The 24,885-nt window shown below is 65.7% G+C and carries 21 protein-coding genes and 1 tRNA gene; 4 read left to right on the top strand and 18 right to left on the bottom strand.

Annotated features, from left to right (window positions below):
* Positions 1-36: 36 nt before the first annotated feature.
* From HBF32_RS02045 to tpiA, 8 genes are all read right to left on the bottom strand, one after another.
* On the bottom strand, positions 37-471 hold the full coding sequence (locus tag HBF32_RS02045) for a hypothetical protein (protein ID WP_166697969.1): 435 nt from the start codon (positions 469-471) through the stop codon (positions 37-39).
* A gap of 24 nt (positions 472-495) precedes the next feature.
* Positions 496-999 (bottom strand): GNAT family N-acetyltransferase, encoded by a 504-nt coding sequence (locus tag HBF32_RS02040; protein WP_166697968.1) that lies wholly within the window; start codon positions 997-999, stop codon positions 496-498.
* 16 nt (positions 1,000-1,015) lie between these two features.
* Positions 1,016-1,510, bottom strand: a complete 495-nt coding sequence (locus HBF32_RS02035; protein WP_166697967.1) for a hypothetical protein — start codon at positions 1,508-1,510, stop codon at positions 1,016-1,018.
* A gap of 102 nt (positions 1,511-1,612) precedes the next feature.
* On the bottom strand, positions 1,613-2,164 hold the full coding sequence (locus HBF32_RS02030; RefSeq protein WP_205287744.1) for an RloB family protein: 552 nt from the start codon (positions 2,162-2,164) through the stop codon (positions 1,613-1,615).
* Positions 2,165-2,237: 73 nt separating this feature from the next.
* Positions 2,238-3,467, bottom strand: a complete 1,230-nt coding sequence (locus tag HBF32_RS02025) for an AAA family ATPase (RefSeq protein WP_166697966.1) — start codon at positions 3,465-3,467, stop codon at positions 2,238-2,240.
* A gap of 236 nt (positions 3,468-3,703) precedes the next feature.
* A tRNA-Leu gene (locus HBF32_RS02020) sits at positions 3,704-3,788 on the bottom strand.
* Positions 3,789-3,811: 23 nt separating this feature from the next.
* A complete protein-coding gene (gene secG, locus HBF32_RS02015) occupies positions 3,812-4,243 on the bottom strand; it encodes a preprotein translocase subunit SecG (protein ID WP_166697965.1) in 432 nt (143 codons plus the stop codon).
* A gap of 25 nt (positions 4,244-4,268) precedes the next feature.
* Positions 4,269-5,021 (bottom strand): triose-phosphate isomerase, encoded by a 753-nt coding sequence (gene tpiA / locus HBF32_RS02010; RefSeq protein ID WP_166697964.1) that lies wholly within the window; start codon positions 5,019-5,021, stop codon positions 4,269-4,271.
* 161 nt (positions 5,022-5,182) lie between these two features.
* Here tpiA and HBF32_RS02005 point away from each other — a divergent pair, with 161 nt between their 5' ends.
* Positions 5,183-7,597, top strand: coding sequence for a DUF3772 domain-containing protein (locus HBF32_RS02005; protein ID WP_166697963.1), 2,415 nt, complete (start codon positions 5,183-5,185; stop codon positions 7,595-7,597).
* 43 nt (positions 7,598-7,640) lie between these two features.
* On the opposite strand, the gene HBF32_RS02000 is transcribed toward HBF32_RS02005, so the two are convergent.
* Together HBF32_RS02000 and HBF32_RS01995 are read right to left on the bottom strand one after the other, a co-directional pair.
* Positions 7,641-9,275, bottom strand: coding sequence for a serine hydrolase (locus HBF32_RS02000; protein WP_166697962.1), 1,635 nt, complete (start codon positions 9,273-9,275; stop codon positions 7,641-7,643).
* 67 nt (positions 9,276-9,342) lie between these two features.
* The gene (locus HBF32_RS01995) at positions 9,343-10,245 is read right to left on the bottom strand and encodes a DMT family transporter (protein ID WP_166697961.1); all 903 of its coding nucleotides are present in this window, start codon (positions 10,243-10,245) and stop codon (positions 9,343-9,345) included.
* 98 nt (positions 10,246-10,343) lie between these two features.
* On the opposite strand from HBF32_RS01995, the gene HBF32_RS01990 reads away from it, so the two are divergent.
* The gene (locus tag HBF32_RS01990) at positions 10,344-11,222 is read left to right on the top strand and encodes a LysR substrate-binding domain-containing protein (RefSeq protein WP_166697960.1); all 879 of its coding nucleotides are present in this window, start codon (positions 10,344-10,346) and stop codon (positions 11,220-11,222) included.
* A 95-nt stretch (positions 11,223-11,317) separates the two neighbouring features.
* Here HBF32_RS01990 and HBF32_RS01985 read toward each other — a convergent pair whose 3' ends face one another.
* Genes HBF32_RS01985 through HBF32_RS01975 form a run of 3 tightly spaced genes read right to left on the bottom strand, consistent with a single transcriptional unit; the run spans position 11,318 to position 15,753 of the window.
* Positions 11,318-13,150 carry an ABC transporter ATP-binding protein gene (locus tag HBF32_RS01985; protein ID WP_166697959.1) on the bottom strand — a complete coding sequence of 611 codons (1,833 nt, stop codon included), beginning with the start codon at positions 13,148-13,150 and terminating at the stop codon, positions 11,318-11,320.
* A gap of 30 nt (positions 13,151-13,180) precedes the next feature.
* On the bottom strand, positions 13,181-13,822 hold the full coding sequence (locus tag HBF32_RS01980) for a Pr6Pr family membrane protein (RefSeq protein ID WP_166697958.1): 642 nt from the start codon (positions 13,820-13,822) through the stop codon (positions 13,181-13,183).
* Positions 13,823-13,833: 11 nt separating this feature from the next.
* The gene (locus HBF32_RS01975; protein ID WP_166697957.1) at positions 13,834-15,753 is read right to left on the bottom strand and encodes a M1 family metallopeptidase; all 1,920 of its coding nucleotides are present in this window, start codon (positions 15,751-15,753) and stop codon (positions 13,834-13,836) included.
* A gap of 174 nt (positions 15,754-15,927) precedes the next feature.
* Here HBF32_RS01975 and gnd point away from each other — a divergent pair, with 174 nt between their 5' ends.
* Positions 15,928-16,932, top strand: coding sequence for a phosphogluconate dehydrogenase (NAD(+)-dependent, decarboxylating) (gene gnd / locus HBF32_RS01970; RefSeq protein ID WP_166697956.1), 1,005 nt, complete (start codon positions 15,928-15,930; stop codon positions 16,930-16,932).
* Between the two features lie 117 nt (positions 16,933-17,049).
* Here the strand turns inward: gnd and HBF32_RS01965 are convergent, their stop codons facing one another.
* The 5 genes from HBF32_RS01965 to HBF32_RS01945 all read right to left on the bottom strand — a co-directional run bounded on the left by HBF32_RS01965 (position 17,050) and on the right by HBF32_RS01945 (position 22,856).
* On the bottom strand, positions 17,050-17,991 hold the full coding sequence (locus tag HBF32_RS01965; RefSeq protein WP_166697955.1) for a cation diffusion facilitator family transporter: 942 nt from the start codon (positions 17,989-17,991) through the stop codon (positions 17,050-17,052).
* 92 nt (positions 17,992-18,083) lie between these two features.
* A complete protein-coding gene (locus tag HBF32_RS01960) occupies positions 18,084-19,067 on the bottom strand; it encodes a malate dehydrogenase (RefSeq protein WP_166697954.1) in 984 nt (327 codons plus the stop codon).
* Positions 19,068-19,101: 34 nt separating this feature from the next.
* Positions 19,102-20,301 (bottom strand): aminotransferase class I/II-fold pyridoxal phosphate-dependent enzyme, encoded by a 1,200-nt coding sequence (locus tag HBF32_RS01955; RefSeq protein ID WP_166697953.1) that lies wholly within the window; start codon positions 20,299-20,301, stop codon positions 19,102-19,104.
* A 178-nt stretch (positions 20,302-20,479) separates the two neighbouring features.
* Positions 20,480-20,986 carry a peptidylprolyl isomerase gene (locus HBF32_RS01950; RefSeq protein WP_166697952.1) on the bottom strand — a complete coding sequence of 169 codons (507 nt, stop codon included), beginning with the start codon at positions 20,984-20,986 and terminating at the stop codon, positions 20,480-20,482.
* Positions 20,987-21,110: 124 nt separating this feature from the next.
* Positions 21,111-22,856: a 3-hydroxybutyrate oligomer hydrolase family protein gene (locus HBF32_RS01945; RefSeq protein ID WP_166697951.1), complete on the bottom strand. Its 1,746-nt coding sequence runs from the start codon at positions 22,854-22,856 to the stop codon at positions 21,111-21,113.
* A 163-nt stretch (positions 22,857-23,019) separates the two neighbouring features.
* On the opposite strand from HBF32_RS01945, the gene typA reads away from it, so the two are divergent.
* Positions 23,020-24,870, top strand: a complete 1,851-nt coding sequence (typA, locus tag HBF32_RS01940) for a translational GTPase TypA (RefSeq protein ID WP_166697950.1) — start codon at positions 23,020-23,022, stop codon at positions 24,868-24,870.
* Positions 24,871-24,885: the final 15 nt, after the last annotated feature.

Genomic DNA, 24,885 nt, shown 5'->3' with positions numbered 1-24,885 from the left:
GCGGAAGCCACTTCAGCGGCGATGAAGGCTCGCGCCTTAGTCGAAGAACTCGGCCTCGATCTCGACAGCAACCGGTTCGTGCAGCCGAACCGTTTGATCCTCGCCCGTGAAATCATAAGGTATGTAAACCATCCGAGCAAAACCGGGTGCCTCGACATGCACCCGGATGCCGCTTTCGGCCACCGGCTCGAGTTCCGTGGGAATGATGACGTTCGCCACGAGCACCACGGCCGCCACGTCGTCGTCACGGGAAACAAGCGACGCGAGCCCCTGCGCAGCGCGCCGGTACACATCCTGCGCGTTCGGGTGCTCCGAACCGTCATCCGCCATGCCGGCAGCCGCCGCGATCTCGCCGGTGTCGGTGATCGAGCCGCCGAACGGAAAGAATTCCCCGCTCGTCGCCAGCATCTGCTCGGCGAATTCGACGACGAAACCGAACAGGCGGTTCACCGGACTCTCAATCTCTTCCATACATCCATCCCGGGTGGCAGCGGGTCATCCTACGCCATCGGCGTCACTGCTGAAAACGACGAAATCGCTGCTCTCGAAGAAGAACCTCGCGACCTCACGCATGCCCAACCGCTCGTGGGCACGTATGGAAGCGATGTTATCCGTCCGGATGAAGAGGATCGCCTCGCGCCCAGGAAGCCGCTTCTTCAGCACCGCACAAAGTTGCGGGAGCAAACCTCTCCCCCGCTCGGTATCCGCGATGCAGACCGGCCCGTACACATAAGACCCGGAGCCGCCGGACCAAGCGTCGAGCATGGCCCGGACGACCGGCGGCGCGGGCGCGTCCGTGGCGGCACTGAACAACACGCCCACCACTCTTCCCTCACGGCGGGCCACCACGACCGGCATGCCGCCGATGATCATCTTCCTGACCTTGTCGGGCGGGAACTCCCCGGTCAGGGAACCGCCTTGCGACGGCGCATTCGCTTGCAGCAGCGCGCTTATGTCGTCCACATTCACGCTGGATGCGAGAGAGATGTCGTAGTCCATAGACGAGGTATATACCTCAATCCCCGATGCGCTTCCTATTGGCCTGTGTCACCGGGCCTCCGCCCATCAGCGGCTCGAGCAACGCCTGGTGCGATTCGTAAAAGGCGATGTTCGCGTCGCTTGCGTTCTTCGACGACACGAACTGGTCGTGCACCTCGGGCTCTTCCGGACCGTAGAGTGCCACCTTCCTCGCGCTCGCCAGGGCGAAGACCGCCGTCATGTATTCGCGTCGGCCGAAGCCATGTTTCTCGACGATGCGGGCCAGGCGAGGCTGCTTGGTCAACACGCGGTCGGTGATGTCGTCCAGCGAATAGGAAAACAGCTGGGCGAAGAACCACGTGCCGCCGACGTGTGCTTTCTGGGCATCGGCGGAAACCGCCAGCAATCGCCGCAGAACATCGTCGTCGATCCGGTAGTTCCGGATGGTCTCGTGATCGGCCGCCGGGATGGGAGGCACCCGCCCCCGCTCGGTGGATACGGCCGTCAGGCACATGGTGGATAAGAACGTCACGACAAACCAATGCCGAATCTTCATATCGGGCCTCGATGGTTAGCGGACCTCACCCCAAGGGCGAGATTAGCGTGGCAAGGGCCTAAAGCAAAGTCGTGCGGCTCACGGGTTCATTTCCTTTTCCAAGGCTTCGAAGAACCGGATCAGTTCGTGCAGCCTGCTGCTCGGGTTGAAGGCGTTGGTCACTTTCGCGTCCTTGAGGATTTCCTCCGATCGCTTGCTCGCACCGGCGAGACGCCCGACCAGCGACTGGAAGACACGCCCGATCCTGCCCTTGTCGTAGTCCCGCATCGACTCGCACTTCTTCAGATCGGCGACGCAACATTCCGCCGGCGACTTGTTGCCTTGCGCGACATAGGGCTTCCGGTTGCCGTTGAAATGGAGGAGGAGCCAGAACTCGAAGCAGGGAAACGACGAGATGATCTCGAGTCCCTCGTGCCGTTTAGCCAGGCGCATGGCTTCGTCCCAGCCGGGATGGGTATCGCGGTCGACAACGCAGAAAACCTTGTCGAACCGCGCCTTCCTGCGTATCCCCTCCTCGACGATTCCCTTGGGGTCCGTCTTGCCGCAATGCGTGACTTCCACCTTCGCATTCACACGAAAGTGGATGGCGGCATCTCGAGATAATTTCTGCTCGATTTGGTGTCTTCGCAGATGATCAAGATGGTCGGCTGCGGTGCGCGATCGGGCTTGCTACGGTTGAACGACCTCCCTGTCCGTGCCATGGTCAGCCTCGCTTGCGCACGGGCAGGCCACGGTAGCGGCCTTCGAAGTACCGCTTCTCGACGTCCTCGCCTTCGCGCCCCTCGTAGGAATGGATCGATGTCAATCGCGTGGCACCGTCGCTGTTCCTATCGGCCACCCATAGTTGGTCCCTCCTGAGCAACCGTGTGCTCATGAGGTGGGTGTCGTGGGTGGTGAAGATGAGCTGGGTCTTCGACCCTGACGAAATATGTTTGGCAACAAGGTGTTCGACAATCTCGGGATGAAGACTCGCATCGAGTTCATCAACCACGATGATGCCATATCGTTCTGGGGACGGGCCTGCGCTTCCTATCAGTAGATTCCACATCAACCAGAATCCAATCAAGTTTCGCGTACCGCTCGACTCCTCATGCAGCTCAAAATCAGCCTCCCCAAGCCTCGTTTGGTGGGTCAGAATTATTCTTGCTCGCCCTGTCTCATTTTCTTCCAAACGATAACTCGTAACAGGCACATCGATATCCTGGAGGTAGGCACTGATGCCCTCCTTCCACGTATCGGCGGACTCCCCGCTCCAAAACTCCCCCGTTCGAGCCTCGGCGATACGCTCGAGTTGCTTCGGACCGTCGTCGAGGACGACTGCACCCTGGGCTAGCCAAGCGTATGGAGCCCGAAGCTGACTAAGGTCCTCGCTACTATTGGCCACAACTTGCGATATGAAGAGGGACTGCGGTCCAGTTAGCCCTCGCCAGACGTCCCGAATCCCAGCGGGTCCTTCGAACGCCCCACCGAACTCATATTCGTCGGCGATCTCCCCACGAGCCCGCACATAGAGCAGTGCTTCCTTGCCGCGAGGGAAAGCTATGAGGGATTCGTGCATGATGCGCTCGCGCGTCGCACTTACGTTGAACTGATAGCGGGTGCCGTTCGCGATGAAGTGGACCTCAAACACGCTCGGCTCGTTCAATAACGCAGCGTCGAAACGGAATGGTTCCACAGGCAGGCTTCGGGCTCTGGCCTCGGGACGATGAGCTGCCAGTTTGGAGAAGATGCCCAAGGCCCTTATGAGGTTCGTCTTTCCCGACGCATTGCCGCCGTAAATCGCAGCAACCTTCAAGAGGTCGGGCAGCTTGTCGCCGGGGACGTTGGTGCTGAAGACGTTTTCCCTCTTTCCCGGTCTCGGCGCGGCGGTCATCTGGAACGTCTGGCGCTCCCGGAACGAGCGAAAATTGGCGACGGAGAATTCGATCAACATGCAGAAACTCCGTAGCTGAGGTAATAAATGCTCAGCAAATCTAGCATTTACTAAGATCAACTGCAAAAAAACTGCAGAAGAATGAACGGGATCGCGCCGGAGGCCGCCGGAGACAGGGCGACCGAGGCGCTGGGTCCCGGCTTTCTCCGGGATGACGAGCGTGAGCATGCGGCCACAAAAAAACCCGCTTTCGCGGGTTCTTTTGCGATCCGGTCGAGGTTGTCCGGATCTTGCGTTGGTGCCCAAGGGGGGACTCGAACCCCCACGACCTAAGCCGCTACCACCTCAAGGTAGTGCGTCTACCAATTCCGCCACCTGGGCATAACTTTTACTGCGTGTCGCGATTACTTCTTGGCCGGTTCGGCGGGAGCCTGCGTGGCTTCCTGCTTCGGGGCCGGAACGTCGTTGTTCGCTGCCGGTGCCGTGGCGGCGGGTGCGCTGGGCACGTCCGACGCGGCCGGGGCCACCGGGGCGTTATTGGCGGGAGCGGCCGGGGTGGTGACACCCGACATCACGCCAAGATCCGCGGCCGGCTGGGGATTGCCCGTACGACCGAGGTAGATGCCCATGCCGAGGCTGAGCAGGAAAAACAGGGTGGCAAGCACAGCGGTGGCTCGCGTCATGAAGCTCGACGAGCCGCGCGCACCGAACACCGTGGCGGAAGCACCGCCACCGAAGCCGGAACCTGCCTCCGCGCCGGCACCGCGCTGCATGAGAATCAGCACGATCATCGCCGCGGCGATCAGGATATAGAAAACGCTGAAGAGAATGAACATGTCTTCTTGTTTTGCCGTGTCGCGTTTATCGACGCGCCGCGGCGCATATATCCAGGAAATCGGAAGCCACCAGTGAGGCGCCGCCGATGAGTCCCCCGTCCACATCCGGCTGGGCGAAAAGTTCGGCCGCATTGGCCGGCTTGACGCTTCCGCCGTAAAGCACCCGGGTCAGGAGCGAGATATTAGCATCCTTTTTTGCCAGTTGGCTACGGATGGCGGCATGAATTTTCTGCGCCTTCTCGGGGGTCGCGGTAAGCCCGGTACCGATGGCCCAGACCGGCTCGTAGGCGATCACGGCGTCGCGGAAGCTCTCGATGCCGCAGCAGTCGATCACCACCCCGATCTGGTGGCCGATGACCTCCTCGGCCCTTCCGTCCTCGTGCTCCTCGAGGGTCTCGCCGACGCACAGGATGGGTTTCAGGCCGGCGGTGCGCGCCGCGTCGAATTTCTTCGCCAGCAGATCGTCGGTTTCCCGCTGGTACTGGCGGCGTTCGGAATGGCCCACCAGGACCCAATCGGCACCGACATCGCGCAACATCTCGCCGGCGATTTCACCGGTATACGCGCCCAGGGCGTGGTGCTCGGACAGGTCCTGGGCACCGAAGCCCAGGCCGCGGTCGCCGTATCGGTCGCTCAGCCCCGCCAGGTACACATCCGGCGGAAAGACCACCACCTCCACGCCTCCGGGCAGGTTCTCGACGATCTCGCCGACGAGGGCGTCGGCCATGACGCGGGAGCCGTGCATCTTCCAGTTACCGGCGACCAGCTTCTTGCGCATGGGAGACTTCCAGGCGTGGAGAAAGGGGCGGCAGGATAGCGGCGACACTCTCCGCGGCAAAGCTGCATTGCCGCATGGAGCGTCCACACGCGCGCCGTTCACCGAGGGTAACGCAACGGTCCGGCATTGACCTTGCTGAAACCGCCTTCGATCATCCCGCCATGCGCATCTTGAGAATTCTCTCCATCGCCCTGTTCCTCGCCTGCTCGGGCGGGGCCCTGGCCCAGACGGGCGACCCCACGCCCGCCCAGCAGATCGACGACCTGCGCAGCCAGCTCGACGCGATCGAGAAGGCGATGAAGGACGACAGGATATCCAACCAGGACATCGACGACCTGCGCGGGAAGACCGTGGATGTATCGGGAGCCGCGCAAAAACTGTCCGGCACCCTGCAGCCCGACAGGGACAGCGCGAAGGCGCGGCTCGACCAGTTGGGCCCGCCGCCCGCCGGAGGGGCCAAGGAGGCTCCCGAACTGGCCGCCACGCGCAAGGACGCGCAAAAGGCATTCGACAGCGTGGATGCGCGGATCAAGCAGGCGGACGGCCTTGCCCTGGAGGCCCAGCAAACCGGCAACCAGCTGGCCGATCTGCGCCGCACGCGTTTCCAGGAAACCATTTCGCAGCGCACGAACTCGCCGCTCTCCCGGCCATTCTGGTCGCAGCCGGCGGACGCCTTCCCGCGCGACTCGGCGAACCTGCGCGAATTCGCCAGCGCGGTGAAGAGCGACCTTGCCAGCAGCTGGACAGTCGGCAACCGCACGGCGCTGATCGCCTGCGTCGTGCTCGGCCTTCTCCTGATGACCGCCGTGCGCTTCTATATCGAATCGCGCGTGCGCAGCCTCACCGCCAACCGCATGCCGCCCGGACGATTGCGTCGCTCGGCGCTGATCGTCGGCATCGCCCTCACCTCCACGCTGACGACGGGCCTCGGCACGCAATTGCTCTACCTCGGGCTCAACTGGAACGACGGCTTCGGCAAGGAGACCGACGACATCGCGCGCGCCATCGTGCGTATCGTGTTCCTCGGCGCCTTCGTGGCGGGACTCGGCCGCGCGCTGCTCTCGGCGAAACGCCCGTCGTGGCGCCTGCCCGCCATTCCCGACGAGACCGCGCTCGCCCTTCGCCGCTTTCCCATGCTGATTTCGCTGGCGGTGGTGCTGTTCTACTTCCTCAAGGAACTGAACCGCACGATCGGCACCAGCCTCGCCGCCACCGTGGTCACGAGCAGCTTGCAGGCGATCGTACTCACCGTGCTGAGTGCGGTGGCGTTGCAGCGCCTCAGCCGTACGTATCGCTACGACGAGGAAGGCACCCCGCCGCCGCCGAGGCCGATCTGGGCCAGCCTGTTCATCGCCGCGGCGTGGATCGGCATCGTCGCGTCGTGGATCGGGTTACTCGCCGGTTTCATCGCGTTCGCCTCGTTCATGGCCGGCCAGGTGGTATGGACGGCGATCGTGATTGCGGCCACGTACCTCACGATGCGCCTCGTCGACGACCTGTTCGAGACCCTCCTTTCCGAGAAGGGCCCGATGAGCGCACGTGCGCAGGCGGTGTTCGGCACGCATCCGAAGCTTCTCGACCAGGCCGGCGTACTGCTTTCCGGCGTGGCGCGGCTGGCCCTGTTCCTCTTCGGGCTCACCGCCGTGGCGTCCGGTTTCGGCGCGGGTGCGTCGGACATCGTCGCGCTGGGCGCCAAACTGCAGTCGCTGAAGATCTACAACGTCGAACTCAAGCCCAGCCAGATCCTGAGTTCCATCGGCCTGTTCTTCCTCGGCCTGCTGGCCGTGCGGGTCATCAAGAACTGGATGTCCGAGCAGTACCTGCCGCGGACCAACCTCGATCCCGGCATGCGCAGCTCGCTCACCACGCTGCTGGGATACGTCGGCATCGTGATCGTCGTCGCCATCGCATTGCTGGCGATGGGCCTCTCGGTGCAAAACGTGGCATGGGTCGCTTCCGCGCTCTCGGTCGGCATCGGCTTCGGCCTGCAGGCGATCGTGCAGAACTTCATTTCGGGCCTGATCCTGCTGGCGGAGCGGCCGGTGAAGGTCGGCGACTGGGTGGTGCTGGACGATGCCGAAGGCGATATCCGCAGGATCAACGTGCGCGCCACGGAGATCCAGGTGGCGGACCGCTCGACCATCATCGTGCCGAATTCGTCGTTCATCACGAAGCCCGTGCGCAACATGACGATGGCGAACCCGCAGGGCCGCGTGCTGTTCAAGCTGCCGATGCCACTGGACACGGACCCGGTCGAAGTGCGGAACCACATGCTCGCGGCGATGCATGCGCATGCCTCGGTGCAGGAAACACCCCCGCCGCTGCTGATGCTCGACCACATCGACCATGCGGCGATGACCTTCATGGCCATCTGCTATGTGGGCAGTCCGCGCGACGTGGGCGGAGTGAAGAGCGACCTGCTCTTCGATATCGTCGCGCGACTGCGCGGTGCGGACATTCCGCTGCTGCGGCCGCAGGACCTGGTGCTGAGGTCGGGTGGCGGCGTGAGCGATCTTGTCGGCCCCACCGCCAGCGGCGCACCGCCATCGCCCATCGATCCGGATCCGTCGGCGTAGATGCCTGTAGGAGCCGCTATAGCGGCTCCTATAGAGCGTTCCGTCAGTCCTTGACGGGTGCCAGGCGCAGATCCTGGAAGTCGAAGCTGAAGTCCGTCAGCGGCGACACCGGCTCCATCCGCACCTCGCGTACCTTGCCGTCCGGGTCGAGCGCGAAGGTCACGAAGGCGTCGCCGTTGAGCGAGCGGTCGTTCCAGTGGGCGATGAAGGTATCGTGCTGCCACGGTTCCAGCGTGCCCTTGAGCTGCGCCGTCTTCGTGAAGCTCATCGTCAGCCGGCCGCCCTGCTTCGCCACCTTGACGTCGCCGTACCAGGGATCGCGGTAGGTGCCGACGTAGCCGTCCAGCGGCAGCGAAGGCTTCGATCCCTTCGCACGTGCCGCTTCGTGTTTCTTCATGCTGTCGTCGGCATGGGCCTCGGACTTCTTCACGCTTGCCGCGTACGCCGCGTTCCAGTCGGTCTTCGGTGCATCCATGTAGGCATCCAGTGCACGGTATGTCACCGCCTGGAAGGCCGCGCCGGATTCCTGGTTGGTCAACACCACGATCCCGAGCTTGAGATCGGGCACCAGGGTCACGCGCGACACCATGCCGGGCCAGCCGCCGGTGTGCCATACGAGCTTGTGGCCGCGGTAATCGGAAACGAACCAGCCTTCGCCGTAGCCGGAGAAGTTCGGCTTCGTGGCCTTCAGTTCCGGCACGCTGGGTTCGGAAATCTTGATCGGCGTGACCAGCGACCACATCTCGGCCTGCCGCTTCTCGCTGAACAGCCGCTGCTGCTTTCCTGAGGCATCGGTATAGGTGCCGCCGGCCAGTTGCATGTTCATCCATTTCGATAGGTCGTGCACGCTCGAATAGATGCCGCCGGCGGCCTGGTTGTTATTCCAAGACATCGGGGCGACCGGCTTAAGGTCCTTGAAGTCGAATTTCGCATGACCCGTGGCGATGTCGTCGTTCGGCCCGATGCTGTCGGGCGCATGCGTCTGCGATTCGGTCATGCCCAGGGGCGTGAAGATGCGCTCGCGCACGAAATCTGCCCACGGCTTGCCCGACACCTGCTCGATGACGAGGCCCGCCACGGCGAACAGGATATTGTCGTATGCGTACTCTGCGCGAAAGCTGTTGGTCAGCGGCACGTGGCGCAGGCGTTGCACCACCTCCTGCGTCGTATAAGTGGTGGCCGGCCAGTACAACAGGTCGCCCGCGCCGAGGCTGAGGCCGCTGCGGTGCGCGAGCAGGTCGCGGATGCGCATCTCGCGGGTCACGTAAGGATCGGACATCTGGAACCAGGGCAGCCGGTCGACGACGCGGTCGTTCATGTCCAGCTTCTTCTCGTCGGCGAGGATCGAGAGGGATGCGGCGGTAAACGCCTTGGTGTTCGAGGCGATGGCGAACTGCGTATGCGCATCCACCTTCGCCGGCTCGCCGAGCTTGCGCACGCCCGAGCCCATCTCCAGCACCGTCTTGCCGTCCTTCACGATCGCCACGCCGATGCCCGGGACGTCGAACTGCTTGCGTGTCGCATCCACGTAGGCGTCGAAATCGGCGAGCGCCGCGGGGCGCGCAGCGCTTTCGGTCCCTGCCGGAGACGCCGGCGAGCCGGCCTCCTGGGCGTGCGCGGCGAGCGCGAAAACGAAGCTGGTGACGCCGAAGGCGAGGAGGTGACGGAGGCGCGGCATGGAGAGTCCCGGCTGTATGAAGAGAGCCGAGACTAGTCGATGCCGCGCCTCCGGCGAAAGGGATCGATCAGGCCTTGCGTTTCTGGCTGAAAATGACGCTGCCCAGGATGATGACGCCTGCCAGGGCCATCGTCGGCGTCAGGGCCTCGCCCAGGAACATCCACGCCCAGCCCACGCCGAACAGCGGCACCAGGTAGGTGGAGGTGGCCGCTCGCGGCGCGCCGATACGCTGGATCAGGCGGAAATAGAACGCATAAGCCAGGCCGGTGGAGAGCACGCCGAGGGCGACGACGGCGGCCCAGGACTTCGCCGGGATGGCCGCGTCGGGCCAGGTGACCGCCGCCAGGGGCGCCATCAGGATGGTCGCGCCGAGCAGGCAGCCGGCGGCCACCGCCGTGGGCGCGATGTCGGCGAGGTATTTCTTGATGAGATTGCCGGCCAGGCCATAACAGAAGGACGCGGCGGCGCCGGCGAGGGCGGCGGGAGCGACGTTTTCGCCGGCCGTGCGGCCGCTGGCGAGGATGACCACCCCCACGAAGCCCGCGACGAGGGCGATGGCCTTGCGCGTGCCGATCTTCTCGCCGAAGCCGACGAAGGCCACGAGCGCGGCAAAGAGCACCGTCATGCTGTTGGCGATGGCGCCGATGCCAGCGGGGGCTCGTTCGGCACCCCAGGCGAACAGGGTGAACGGAATGGCGGCGCTCAGCGCGCCCATGGCCAGCATCTTCCACAGGTGGGCGAGGCGGAGGGTCGAGCGTGCGCGCCACAACAACGGCAGCAGGATGGCCGAGCCGAACGCGAGGCGCGTGAAGACCATGGGGAACGGACCGAAGTCCTTCGCCGCCACGCGCATGAAGAGGAATGAGCCGCCCCAGATGGCGCCGAGGGCCACGAGCTCGACCGGCGTGCGCCAGTCGCGGTCCGCCGTCGGGGCGAGGGAATCGATGGGGGAGTCTGCAGCGGACGACATGCGAACCTCACTTGTGGCTAGTGACTATTGTCGCTGGAACCGGAGGCGCGACAAGCGCATCCTTTGCAAGCCAGCCTCTCATCTGATTCATCCCTCGCATGCGTTCCGCTCTGCTCCCTGCCCTCGCCGCCTTCGCCTCCGCGGCACGCCACCAGAACTTCGCGCACGCGGCCGAGGAGCTGCACCTCACGGCGAGCGCGGTCAGTCACCACGTACGCAAGCTCGAAGTGTCCCTGGGGGTGAGCCTGTTCCAGCGACATGCCCGCGGCGTGGCCCTCACCCCCGAGGGCCGTCTGCTGGCGGACGCCGCGGGTTCGGCCCTGGCCGATGTGGAGTCGGTGCTGGACAGCCTGCGCCAGCACCGGCGCGAGAACGGCCTCCGTCTCAGTGTGCTGCCTTCGCTGGCGGCGAACTGGCTCACGCCGAGGCTCCGCCGGTTCATCGACGCCCATCCGGATATCCGGCTTTCCATCGATACCGACCGCGCCCTGGCACGCTTCGACGAAGGCGGCCCGGACCTCGGCATCCGCTACGGCTTCGGGCAATGGTCGGGCGTGACATCGCGGTTCCTGATGAACGACTCGCTCCAGCCGCTGGCATCGCCCGAGCTCGCGGCGCGGGTGCAGGACATCTGCGATGTCGCCGCCCTGCCCCTGCTGACCGACATCGCTCCCGAGGGCTGGCGCGAGTGGTTCAAGGCGGCCGGGGTACGGTATCCGCGCAAAGGCACCGTACACACCATCAGCGACTCCGCTGACAGCCTGAACGCGGCCGCGATCGGGTTGGGCGCCGTGCTCGCGCGGACACGGCTGGCCACGGCACACCTCGCCGACGGACGGCTGGTGCGCCTGCCCGGCCCGGAGCTGCCGACGCGGTTCGCGTACTACGTAGCGCACTCCGCCCACCGCCCGCCTTCGGCGGCGGCGCTGGCGTTCATTGGATGGATCGAGCGCGAGGCGCAGGAGCCTCGCGGGTGACGAAACTGTAGGAGCCGCTATAGCGGCGAGGGGGCTTACCTCGCGGCTTCATCGCTTCGCTGGCTTCTCGCCGCTATAGCGGCTCCTACAGCCAGCTATTCCACCCCGACAAAGCCGCCGGTCTGGTGCGCCCAAAGCCTGGCATACAGGCCGCCATGCGCGATCAGTTCCGCGTGCGTGCCGGTTTCGACGATGGCGCCACGCTCCATCACCACCAGGCGGTCCATCCTCGCGATGGTCGAGAGGCGATGGGCGATGGCGATCACGGTCTTGCCGCGCATCAGGATTTCCAGGCTCTCCTGGATCGCCGCCTCCGCCTCCGAATCCAGGGCCGAGGTGGCCTCGTCCAGCACCAGGATCGGGGCATCCTTCAGCAGCACGCGCGCGATGGCGATGCGCTGCCGCTGCCCGCCGGACAGCTTTACCCCGCGCTCGCCCGCATGGGCATCGAAGCCCGTCCGCCCCTCCCCGTCGGAGAGTCCCGGGATGAATTCGTCCGCCCGCGCCTGGCGCACCGCGGCCAGCATCTCGGCTTCGGTCGCGTCGGGGCGGCCATAAAGCAGGTTGTCGCGGATCGAGCGATGCAGCAGCGAGGTGTCCTGGGTCACCACGCCGATGTGCGAGCGCAGGGATTCCTGGGTGACCTTCGCGATGTCCTGCCCGTCGATGGCGATGTGGCCGTCCTCGAGGTCGTAGAGGCGCAGCATCACGTTCACCAGCGTGGTCTTGCCGGCGCCCGAGGGGCCGACGAGTCCAATCTTCTCGCCCGGCCGCACGATGAGGTCCAGGCCCGCGATGACGCCGCCGGCCTTGCCGTAATGGAAATGGATGTCGTCGAAACGGACCTCGCCTCGGGTCACCCGCAGCGGCACCGCGTCCTCGCGGTCCAGTACCGTGCGCTCCTGCGAGATCGTGGTGATGCCGTCCTGCACCGTGCCCACGTTCTCGAAGATGCCGTTGACCACCCACATGATCCAGCCGGACATGTTGTTGATACGGATCACCAGGCCCACCGCGAGCGCCACCTGGCCCGTCGACACCATGCCGCGCACCCACAGCCACAACGCCAGGGCACTCGTGCCCGCGATCAGCAGGCCGTTGAGCGAGGTGATCGAGACATCCATCCCGGTCACCATGCGACTGGACGAACGCACCTTGTCGGTCTGCTCGCGCATCGCCTCCTGCGCATAGGCCTCCTCGCGGTGCGTATGCGCGAACAACTTGAGCGTGATGATGTTGCTGTACCCGTCGACGATGCGGCCCATCAGCTTGGAGCGGGCTTCGGAGGCACGCCAGGAACGCTCCTTCACCCGTGGCACGAAGAACACCAGCATGCCGATATAACAGAGGATCCATCCCACCAGCGGCAGCGCCAGGCGAACGTCGGCCTTCGCGAACAGATAGACCGAGGTGCCCGCATAGACGCTCACGTACCAGAGCGCATCCACCACCTGCACCGCGGACTCGCGCAGCGACGGCGCGGTCTGCATGATGCGATTGGCGATGCGGCCTGCGAAATCGTTCTGGAAGAACGCCAGGCTCTGCTTCAGTACATAGCGGTGATGCTGCCAACGCACCATGTTGGTCATGCCGGGGCTCAGCGCCTGGTTCACCAGCAGGTCGTGCAGGCCCATGGCCAGCGGCCGGAGCACGACCACGACGAAGGCCATCCAGGCCAGCGTGCGCCAGTGCGTCTGGAAGAACACGGCCGCCGGGGTCTTCTGTGCCATGTCCACGACGCGGCCGAGGAAGTCGAACAGCGCTACCTCGATCAACGCCACCGCCAGGCCGACGACGAGCGTCGCCGCGAAGATCTTCCAGACCTGGCGCAGGTAGTACGCGTAGAAACGCACGACACCCTTCGGCGGCGCCTGGTCGGGCGCCTCGCGGAAGATGTCGATGAGGGATTCGAACCAGCGGAAGATCATGCCGCCATTGTAGTCCCCTCGGGTGCCTTCCTACCCGTCGGTGGATCGCTTACCCAGGGCCTTGTCCAGGGTCACCAGGGCTACGCCCAGCACCAGGAACAGGACAGCTACCAGCGTCGCGTTGAGCAATGCCGCCGGATAGCCCAGTTGGCCGACGTCGAGAAACGGATAGGGATATTCGTCGACGATCGCGCCGCGCACGAAGGTCCAGAGGGCGAAGAGAAAGGGGAACCACAGCCAGCGCAAGGCGTCGTGCCATACCAGGCCGCCGTGCGGCAGCAGGGCCAGCCACCACGCCAGATACAGCATGGGTATCACGTAGTGCAGCGAGCGGTCGGCGATCAGCTGGGGCCCCAGGGGGTGCCACAACGAGCGCAATACCACCAGGTAGACCAGGCCCGTTACCGCGATGGACACGGCGGCGAGCCCGCGGACCCGCGGTGCGCGCAGGAGCCGCATGGGCGCCCAGTTGCCGCCCGTCGCCGCGGACGCGGCGACGAGCGCCACCAGCAGGTTCGAGAGGATGGTGAAGAAGCTGAAATAACGGATCGTCACCGCCCCGAGCGAGCCCGACCAGACGATGAGCCAGTACTGCAGCACGAGTGTGGGCCACGCCACCGCCGCGACGACGATGGCGAAGAGGTTGGACACGGCGGTGGTACGGTTCGACATCGGGCGGTCCGTCAGCGGGGCCACGCATTATTGCCGCGATCGCGGTCTGGAATCTTGTGGTCCGCGTCGATTTCCGCGCGGACGATCCTGCGACCGCCGGGCACGTCCACGTCGAAGCTCTTGTGCTGCTGCCAGGTTTCCACCGGAATGCGGATATCGCGGGTGGACGCGTCGTCGAAGGTGACCCGGAGGGTGGCTGGCATCACCAGCCGGTCCAGGTTCGACACCGTGACCGTCGAGCCGTCGACCTTGTCCACCGACATGTCCAGCTGCCAGTTGTGCTCGAACCAGCCGCGCCAGAACCAGGACAGGTCCTCGCCTGTCTCGCTTTCCATCAGACGGAAGAAGTCCGACGGCGACGGATGCCTGTACGCCCAGGTGGCGATGTATTTGCGGAAGGCGGGATCGAAGCGTTCCGGGCCGACGATCTGCTCGCGAAGCAGAACGAGGCCAAGCGCCGCCTTGAAGTAAGTGGCCGGGTGGCGGTACTTCTCCTTGATCATGTCGGCGCCGATCAGTAGCGGCGGCGCGTCCTGGTCGGCCAGCAGCGGCAGGATCTCGTCGACGGGGTTGCCACCCTTCGGCGCATATTCGGCGTCGCGCTTGGGGGCAAACTCGCCGTGGTTGAACGCATCGGCTTCGTACACGTCGATGAACGTGTTGAAGCCCTCGTCCATCCACGCGTCACGACGCTCGTTGCTGCCCACGATCATGGGGAACCAGGTATGGCCGATCTCGTGCGCGGTCACCATGTGCAGCGGCTTGGCCGGCGCCCTCATGGGATCGAAGACGATCCCCGGGTACTCCATGCCGCTGGCCGCCGTGCCCGCCTCGTTGATCGCCACCGGATACGGGTAGGGATACCACTTCGTGGAGAAATGCTCGACCGACGCCTTCAGGTATTCGGTCGAACGGCCCCAGCGATCCTGTCCCACGCTCTCCACCGGATAGACCGACATGGCGAGCGCCGTCTTCCCTTCCGGCAGGTTGATCCGCGCGGCATCCCACACATAGGCTGTGGACGCGCCGAAGGCCACGTCGCGCGTGTTCTTCATGCGGAACTTCCAGGTGAGCGTGCCACCCTTCTTCGGACGGCTCGCCGGGTCGGAGACCTCTTCCGCCGTGCGGATCATCACCGTCTTGTCGCTTTGCCGCGCCCTGGCCAGGCGCTCGCGCTGCGTGGCGGTGAGCACGTCCTCCGGGTTCACCAGTTCGCCCGAACCGGCCACGATCATGTCGGACGGCACGGTGACGGCATAGTCGAAATCGCCGTACTCGAGGTAGAACTCGCTGTTGAGGTAAGGCGCGGTATCCCAGCCGCGCAGGTCGTCGTAGACGCACATGCGCGGATACCACTGGGCCATCTCGTAGATGTTGCCGTTCTTCGACGGCGCGAAGCCGGTGCGGCCGCCGAAATCGCCAGGAAGATCGTAAGAATAGACGATGGCCAGCGAAATCTTGCCGCCTTTCGCCGCGAGCGGCGCCGGCAGGCGGACCTGCATGCGCGTGTCGCTGACGATGTAGTCGGCCTTCTTGCCGTCGACCGTCACCGATGCGATGCGGTAACCGTCGGTATGGCGCTTCTCGGCCTTGCCCGAAGTGAAGTTGCCGCGCGCATCGGCGGTGAAGCGGTTCTCGTCCAGCTGCAGCCACAGCACGTCGAGCGCGTCGGGACTGTTGTTCGTGTAGCGGATGGTCGCCTTGCCGCTCATCGTGTTCTTCACGGGATCGAGCGTGGCGGCCAGTTCATAATCGGCGCGGTTCTGCCAGAACATCGGCCCCGGCATGCCGCTGCCCGAGCGATACGCGTTGACCGGCTCCGGATACGTGAAGGGCGCGAAAGTCTCGCGCGGATCGAAGTTGGCGGCCATGGCGGCAAAGGCCCCGGCGAGCGCCACGGCAGCGAGCGACAATCGGACAAGGTTTTTCATCGGCTACACTCATGGGACGACCCCTCAGCGTAACCGGCAACCGAATCCGGACTCCAGCATGCCGGAAGTCAGGTTCCTGCCCCGGGTCGGACGGTATCCGTATGTATATCTTGCGTACGGCCTGGATAACCGCAATACCCTAGTGCTTATGTGTACACATCGAGGACCCCACGCATGAAAATCGGTTTGATCGGACTGGGCCGCATGGGCGGCAACATCGCCCGCCGGCTGATGAGGGACGGTCACGAGACCGTGGTCTACGACAACAATGCCGCGGCCCGCGACGCGCTGGCGAAGGATGGCGGCCAGGCGGTCGAATCCCTCGAAGCCCTGGTCAAGGCCCTGCCCTCGCCCCGCGTGGTATGGGTCATGCTGCCGGCTGGCGAGATCACCGAAACCACCGTCGCGAAGCTCAGCGACCTGCTCGGCAAGGACGACATCGTCATCGACGGCGGCAACACGTTCTACAAGGACGATGCGCGCCGCGCCGAAACGCTCGCCGCGAAGGGCCAGCACTATGTCGACGTCGGTACCTCCGGCGGCGTCTGGGGCCTCGAACGCGGTTACTGCATGATGATCGGCGGCGACAAGCCCACGGTCGATTATCTCGACCCCATCTTCAAGACGCTGGCCCCGGGCGCCGGCGACATTCCGCGCACCGAGGGCCGCGAAGGCCGCGACCCGCGCGTGGAAAACGGCTACATGCATGCCGGTCCGGCAGGCGCGGGCCATTTCGTCAAGATGATCCACAACGGCATCGAGTACGGCATGATGCAGTCGTTCGCGGAAGGCTTCGACATCCTGAAGAACCGCAACGCCGCCCACCTGCCCCAGCGCGAACGCTACGAGCTCGACATGGCCGACATCGCCGAGGTATGGCGCCGCGGCAGCGTGGTCTCGTCGTGGCTGCTCGACCTCACCGCCAGCGCGCTGGCGAAGGGCCCGGAGCTCGACAACTATTCCGGGTACGTCGACGATTCCGGTGAAGGCCGCTGGACGGTCAACGCCGCCATCGAGCAGGCCGTGCCGGCCGAGGTGCTCACCTCCGCCCTCTTCGCCCGCTTCCGCTCGCGCCAGGACCACACCTACGCGGAGCGCCTGCTGTCGGCGATGCGCATGGGCTTCGGCGGCCACATCGAAGGCCGCGGCAAACCGCCGAAGGAAGGCGAGCACTCCTGAGCGCGCGCGCTTTGTGTGGGAGCCGCTTCCGCGGCGATGGGTACTCGCGGCAGCTTGCCCGCTGCCGCGGGATCGCCGGCATGGCCGGCTCCCGCAAGGGCGCACTCCCGTAGCGTCTCAATCGCCGTCCAGTTCCCGTAACCGTTCGCGCCACCTTTCGGGCGTCTGCGGCTTGATGAACAGTGCCACGATCGGCAGGTTCGCCTCCTTCGTGCGGGCCTCGATGGTGCGCACGACCTCCTCGATCTCCACCGTGGTCAGCCGGTCGTCGAAGGCCGCGGAAATCGCCACCAGCACATGATCCGGCCCCACCTGAAGGGTGAGCACGCCGTTCACCGCCTCCACGCCGTTGACACGCCCGGCTATGCCGCAGACCTTCGCCAGCAGGTTCGGGGTCGCCGGTTCGCCGATGAGCAGCGCCTTGCTTTCCCGGGCCAGCAGCGCGGAGGCCAGCGCAAGCACCACGGCAATGCCGATGGATGCCCAGCCGTCGATGCGCGGATCGCCCAGGGCATGCGAGAAGTAGATGCCCGTGGCGGCGATCGCGAGGCCCAGTAGCGCCGCCGTATCCTCGAACAGCACGGTGAACGTGGTCGGATCCCTGGTGGTGCGGAACGCCTCGAAATAACCGAGCATGCCTTTCCTCCGCCGCACGCTCTTCAGCGCAAGCCACCATGACGTGCCCTCGAACGCGACGCCCACGGCGAGCACGATGTAGTTCATCGTCGGATCGCGCAGGGGTTCGGGCGAGAGGATGTGGCTGACGCCCTCGTAGAGCGAAAAACCGGCGCCGAGGGCCAGCACCAGCAGGGCCACGATGAAGCTCCAGAAATACAGTTCGCGTCCGTATCCCAGGGGGTTCTGCCGGTCGGGCCGCTTCTGCGAAAGACGCAGGCCATGCAGCAGGAGTACCTCGTTGACGCTGTCCACGAGCGAGTGCACGCCTTCCGACAGCATGGCCGAGCTGCCGCTGACGGCGGCGGCGAAGAATTTCGCCGCGGCGATGCCGATGTTGGCAGCGAGCGCGGCATAGATGACAAGGCGGGGACTGTGGGCCATGGCGACTCGAAGGTTGCAAGGTCAAAGGTGAGCAAAAAGAAAAAGGCCGCGCCTTGCAGCGCGGCCTCCTCGTTTGCATGGTCGTGTCGCGATCACTTCGCGAACAGGTGCTCCACGCCGGCGCGCTCCTCGCGCAGTTCCTTGTCGGTCGCGTCGATGCGGGCTTGCGAGAAGGCGTTGATCGCCAGGCCCTGCACGATGGCGTACTTGCCGTCCTTCACCGTCACCGGATAACCGAAGATCACGCCCGGCTCGATGCCGTACGAACCGTCGGACGGGACGGCCATCGAGGTCCAGTCGCCCTCGGCCGTGCCCAGCGCCCAGTCGCGCATGTGGTCGATCGCGGCGGAGGCGGCCGACGCGGCCGAGGACGCGCCGCGCGCCTTGATGATGGCCGCACCGCGCTGCTGGACGGTCGGGATGAAGGTGTCGGCGTACCAGGTCTGGTCGACCTGCTCCAGCGCCGGCTTGCCCTTCACCGAGGCCTGGTGCAGGTCCGGGTACTGGGTGGAGCTGTGGTTGCCCCAGATGGTGACCTTCTTGATCTCGGCGGTGTGCGCGCCGGTCTTCTCGGCCAGCTGCGACAGCGCGCGATTGTGGTCCAGGCGGACCATGGCGGTGAAGCACTTCGGATCGAGGTCCGGTGCGTTCTGCTGGGCGATCAGCGCATTGGTGTTCGCCGGGTTGCCGACGACCAGCACGCGCACGTCGCGCTTGGCGTGGTCGTTCAGGGCCTTGCCCTGCGGCGCGAAGATGGCGCCGTTGGCCTCGAGCAGGTCCTTGCGCTCCATGCCCGGGCCGCGCGGACGCGAACCGACGAGCAGCGCGTAGTCGACGTCCTTGAAGGCGACGTTCGCGTCGTCCGTGGCGACCACGCCCGCGAGGGTCGGAAACGCGCAGTCGTTGAGTTCCATCACCACGCCCTGCAGCGCCGGAAGCGCCGGGGTGATCTCGAGGAGGTGCAGGATCACCGGCTGGTCGGGACCGAGCATGTCGCCGGCGGCGATACGGAACAGAAGGGCATAACCGATCTGGCCGGCTGCGCCGGTGACGGCGACGCGAACGGGTGCTTTCATCTTTCGACTCCTCAAAATATCGCTGGACTGAAGATCAGGTGAGCTCGGCGAAGAACTCGACGATGCGGGCCATGCCCTTGTCGAGCGCCTCGTCCGGGCAGGAATAGGAAATGCGCAGCGCGCGCGGCTCGCCGAAGGCCGAGCCCGGCACGCAGGCCACACCCTTGGCTTCGAGTAGCACGGCGCAGAAATCGATATCGGAATCGATCGCCACGCCGTTGTGCTTCTTGCCGAAGGCTACGGAGATGTCGGGGAAGGCGTAGAACGCTCCCTGCGGACGCGGGCAGACCACGCCGGGAATCGAGAGCAGCGCGTTGTACACGCGGTCGCGCTTCGCCGCGAATTCCTTGCACTTCGCGAGGGGGATGTCCTGCGGCCCGGACAGCGCGGCAAGGGCCGCCGCGTTGACCACTTCCGGCAGGCTGGTGATGTGGTTGGAGTTGAGCGTGGTGACGGCCAGGGCCACGGATTCCGGCGCGGCGATGAAGCCCACGCGCCAGCCCGGCATGCCATAGGTCTTCGAGATCGAATCGACGAAGATCACGCGGTCCTTGAGGTCCGGCCGGACGTGCACGAAATTGTGGTAACCCACGCCGTCGAAGACCATCGTGTTGTAGATATCGTCCGTGACGACCCAGGTGTCCGGGTACTTCGCGATCACGTCGGCCAGCGCGGCGATTTCCTCGCGCGTATAGACCATGCCCGTGGGATTGGACGGATTGTTGAACAGGAACACGCGCGGCTTGCGCGCCAGCGCGGCGTCCAGTTGCGCCGGCGTGAGCTTGTAGTTCTGCTCAGGCGGGCACGGGAGGATGTTGATCTTCGCGCCGACGATCTCGGCGATGTCGAGGTAGCTCGTCCAGTACGGGGCCGGGAAGCAGATCTCGTCGCCTTCGTCGAGCAGCGCTTCGGCCAGGTTATAGAGCACCTGCTTCGCGCCGACGCCGGTAGTGACGTTCTTGCGGGCGTAACCGGTGAGGCCGAGCGCTTCGATGTGCGCCAGGAAGGCGTCGATGAGCGCGTCGGGACCGCGATTGCTGCCGTACTGGCCGGAATCCTTCGCCAGCGCCTCGCGCGCGGCGGCGTACACGTGGTCGCCGGGGAGGAAGTTCGGGACGCCGATCGAGAAGCTGACGATGTCGCGGCCTTCGGCCTTCAGGCGCTTGGCCTTCTCGGCGATGACCATGATCGCACTGGGTTTGGCGCGACCGATACGCTTGGCGAGTTGCGGCATCGTTTCCTCGACGGGGGCTGGGGCAAAGGCCGCCATTTTAACACGGCCCCGCCGTCCGCCGCTGTAGGTCTGTCTCCTGCAGGAGCCGCTATAGCGGCGAGGGAACCTGCCTCGCCGCTTCATCGCTCCGTGGGCTTCTCGCCGCTATAGCGCCTCTACAGGTCCCTGCACCCGCCTGTCAGCGTGCGTCGAGGGTCTCGTTCCACTTCGCCACGTTCGAGGCCTGCTTCTCGAGCAGCGCGTCCACGTCGCCGGAGACTTCCACCTTCTCGATGGTGTCTTCCTGGCGGATCGCATCGACCACCTTCTGGTCTTCCGGGCCCACCACTTCGCCGAACACGCTGTGCTTGCCGTCCAGCCACGGGGTCGGACCGTGGGTGATGAAGAACTGCGAGCCGTTGGTGCCCGGCCCGGCGTTGGCCATGGAGAGGACGCCGGGCTTGTCGTGCTTCAGGCTGCCGTCGAACTCGTCGCCAAAGCGGTAACCCGGACCGCCGCGGCCCGAACCTTCCGGGCAACCGCCCTGGATCATGAAGTCGGCGATCACGCGATGGAACGACAGGCCGTCGTAGTAGCCGCGCTTGGCCAGGTTCACGAAGTTGGCCACCGTCATCGGGGTCTTTTCGTCGTGCAGGCGCAGGTGGATATCGCCCTTGTTCGTCTTCATGGTGACGTTGATGGTCATCGCGGTTCCTGTAACTCGTTGAAATGCAGGCCGGTGCGCTGGTCGCGCCCGGCCCGGGGGATGCAAGGCTACCGAAGATGGCGCCCCTGTCACAGGACTTCAAGCAAGAAAGCGTGATGGCGGTTCAGCCCGCCGGCACGGCGAGCGCGGAAGCAGTAAAGGCACCGGGTCCCCTTGGCCGGGTGTCGCGTACCGCCGCGTCCTCAGGCAGGGGCCTGCCCTCGGCCAGGCACGCCCAGGCCCGGTCCAGCGCGGCATACCCGAAGGGAAGCAACGGCGCATGACGGTCGCCGAAATCCGGAAAGGCCAGGAAGGCGTCGAAATGTTGGGCGTACGGCACTTTCCAGAAGACCGGCGAGCGCCCGGACGCACGCAGCCACGCCACGTACGGCTCCGACGTGAACGCCACGGGAAGCAGGCCGTCCTGCGCGCCATGCACCACGAGGATCGGCAAGTCCTCACGCGGCAAGGCCGCGGCCGTGGCGTCCACCGCCGCGCGCAGCCGTGTCGTCTCCGACCCCTGCCCCGTCCACAGGTCGCGCAGGCAGAGGTTGCCCGGCAGGGTCGGATCCATCGAGAGGTCGCTGCCGCCGGCCAGCAGGATGCCCGCGCCGGGCGGCGAGCCCGAACCGTCGGCCCACCACGCGGCGCGGACGATGGCATCCACCGGGCCCGCGACACCGCCAGTGTGTTGCGGGCGGTAAGAAAAGCCGCAGGGCATGCCCCCGGCGGAACGCCGGAGGTAAGCCGACGCGTAGGCCACCGTCACGGTGCGCCAGATGTCCAGCGAGGTCGACGACGCACCGACGGCCAGCGCCTCGTCCTGCCACCCGGAGGCCCGCAGCATCGCCAGGGCTTCCGCGGCCTGGGCGGGAGGCAGGAGGCCGGACAAGCGGCCATGGGCGCGCAGGGAGGCGGCACGCAGGGCCCATGCCGGTGGCTGGGCGCCGCCCACACGGGCGAAGGGCAGCCCGTCGAAATCCGGCGCCGCCAGCGCGGCCGGGAGGAGCACCGCGGCTTCGGTGGCGTAGTCGTAGAACGGCCGCCCGTGGCCGGCCACGTGGATGTTCGGCGCCAGGGCCACGACGGCCGAGAGGATGCCGTCGGTATCCTCGCCGGCGGCGCGCAGCACGGCCCCGCCCCCGTTGGACAGGCCGGTGGCGATAATGCGCGTATTCGCGGGCGTGAACGGGGCCTCGTCGGGAAATGCCCGGTCGAGCATGGCCAGGCCGAAGCGGGCCGCCTGCAGCACGTGGCGCCCCCAGTCCGCCTCGGGGTGATCCCCGGAATGCGCGTGCTTCACGGCGATGCCGGCCTCGGCCCGCATCCCCGCAGGCTCGAACTCGAGCGGCGCCTCGCCCGCTTTCGCCCGCGTGCCGTCGAGGGCGACGCCGCTGCCGTCCGCAGTATCGAAATAGCCGCTGCCCGCCGCCTTGTCCGTGTAAGCCACGGCGCAACCCCGCGGCAGTCCCCATGCGCCGGCGACGGCGATCGAGCCGTAGACCCCCCGCGTGCCCGGCGAAGCGGTGACGACGAGGCAGCGCTTCGCCCGATCGAAGGCGTCCGGCACCTGGACCAGCACGCGGTGCGGCGCCTTCGCGCCATTCAGCGTGGTGAAGGCGGCGAACTCCCGGCCGGGCACGTCGGGCACCCGGCCATAGAGGGTCCCGAAGCCGCCAAGCGGGCCGAGGTCGGCGATGCCTTTCCAGCAGGACTGGATGGCGCGCCGGCGCAGTTCCGCGGGTGTGGGCGCCGCCGGCCGCGTGAACGGCACCGGCGCGCCGGCGAGGCCGCGAAGCCCCAGGCCGGCACTCAGCAGGTCATCGCCGTCGCGATGCGTGGTGGCACGTACCTCGCCGAAACGGTCCATGGGCGCATCGGGCCTCGCGTCTGGAGAAGGCGGCAAGATGCGCGCCTCCGGACGTCGGCGCAAGACGGCGGCCGGGCAGTCATGCGAAAGTCGCCAATTTCCTTTATAATCGGCGGCTTCCCACACCAAAGAGGTGCACCGGCTGAAGGCCGGCGCATGACGCATGTCGATCGAATTCCTGCGCAATATCGCCATCGTGGCTCACGTCGACCACGGCAAGACCACCCTCGTCGATCAGCTCCTCAAGCAGTCCGGCACGCTCAACGAGCGCACCGTGCTTGCCGAGCGCGTGATGGATTCGAACGACCAGGAAAAGGAGCGTGGCATCACGATCCTGGCCAAGAACACGGCCATCACCTGGGAAGACAAGAAGAAGGGCGTCAAGAACCGCATCAACATCGTCGACACCCCAGGACACGCCGACTTCGGCGGCGAGGTGGAGCGCGTGCTGTCGATGGTCGACACCGTGCTGATCCTCGTCGACGCGATGGACGGCCCGATGCCGCAGACCCGCTTCGTGACCCAGAAGGCGTTCGCGATGGGCTTCAAGCCGATCGTGGTCGTCAACAAGATCGACCGTCCGGGCGCCCGTCCGGAGTGGGTCGTCGAGCAGGTGTGGGACCTCTTCGAAAAGCTCGGCGCCACCGATGAGCAGATGGACTTCCCGATCGTCTACGCCTCGGCGCTGAACGGCTATGCCTCGCTCGACGAGAACGCCCGCGAAGGCGACATGACCCCGCTGTACGAAGCGATCATGCAGCATGCGCCGAAGCCCGACGTCGATCCGGAAGGCCCCTTCCAGATGCGCATCAGCCAGCTCGACTACAACAACTTCGTGGGCGTCATCGGCATCGGCCGCATCCAGCGCGGCACGCTGAAGAAGGGCATGCAGGTCGCCGTCATCGACCGCCACGGCAAGAAGCGCCAGGGCAAGGTCGTGCAGGTGCTCGGCTTCCTCGGCCTCGAGCGCATCGAGCAGGACAGCGCCGAAGCGGGCGACATCGTCGCCATCGCGGGCATCCCCGAGCTGACCATTTCCGACACCGTCACCTCGCCGGACGTGCCGGAAGCGCTGCCGCCGCTGAGCGTCGACGAGCCGATGATCAGCATGACCTTCCAGGTCAACAATTCGCCGTTCGTCGGCAACAAGGATCTCTCCGGCGGCAAGTTCCTCACCAGCCGCCAGCTGCGCGAGCGTCTCGAGCGCGAGAAGGTCCACAACGTGGCCCTGCGCGTGGAAGACGGTTCGGACGCCGACAAGTTCCTGGTCTCGGGCCGCGGCGAACTGCACCTCTCGGTGCTGATCGAGAACATGCGTCGCGAAGGCTACGAGCTCGCGGTGTCGCGTCCGGAAGTCATCATCAAGGAAATCGACGGCCAGAAGATGGAGCCGATCGAGGAACTCGTGGTCGACCTCGAGGAAATCCACCAGGGCCCGGTCATGGAGCGCCTCGGCATCCGCAAGGGCCAGCTGAAGAACATGGTGTCCGACGGCAAGGGCCGCGTGCGCCTGGAATACAAGATCCCGGCGCGTGGCCTGATCGGCTTCCAGAACCAGTTCAAGACCCTCACCCAGGGTTCGGGCCTGCTGTTCCACGTGTTCGACAGCTATGGTCCGATGGAAACCGCCCCGATCGCCAAGCGCCAGAACGGCGTGATGATCGCGAACGCCCCGGGCACCACTCCGGCCTACTCGCTCGGCCCCCTGCAGGAGCGCGGCAAGCTGTTCGCCGCCGAAGGCGATTCGGTGTACGAAGGCCAGCTGATCGGCATCCATGCGAAGGATAACGACCTCACCGTCAACGCGATCAAGCCGAAGCCGCTGACCAACATGCGTGCCTCGGGCAAGGACGATGCGATCCAGCTGACCCCGGCGACGAAGTTCTCGCTGGAACAGGCGCTCGACTTCATCGACGACGACGAACTGGTCGAGGTGACGCCGAAGGAAATCCGCATGCGCAAGAAGCACCTGACGGAAAACGACCGCAAGAAGGCCTCGCGCGGCCAGGCTTGATCCCGCGGTCGTTGC

This window comes from Luteibacter yeojuensis, from assembly GCF_011742875.1.
GTDB lineage: Bacteria > Pseudomonadota > Gammaproteobacteria > Xanthomonadales > Rhodanobacteraceae > Luteibacter > Luteibacter yeojuensis.
Note: the sequence above shows the minus strand (reverse complement) of the source record. Positions and strands in the feature narration are given on the sequence as shown.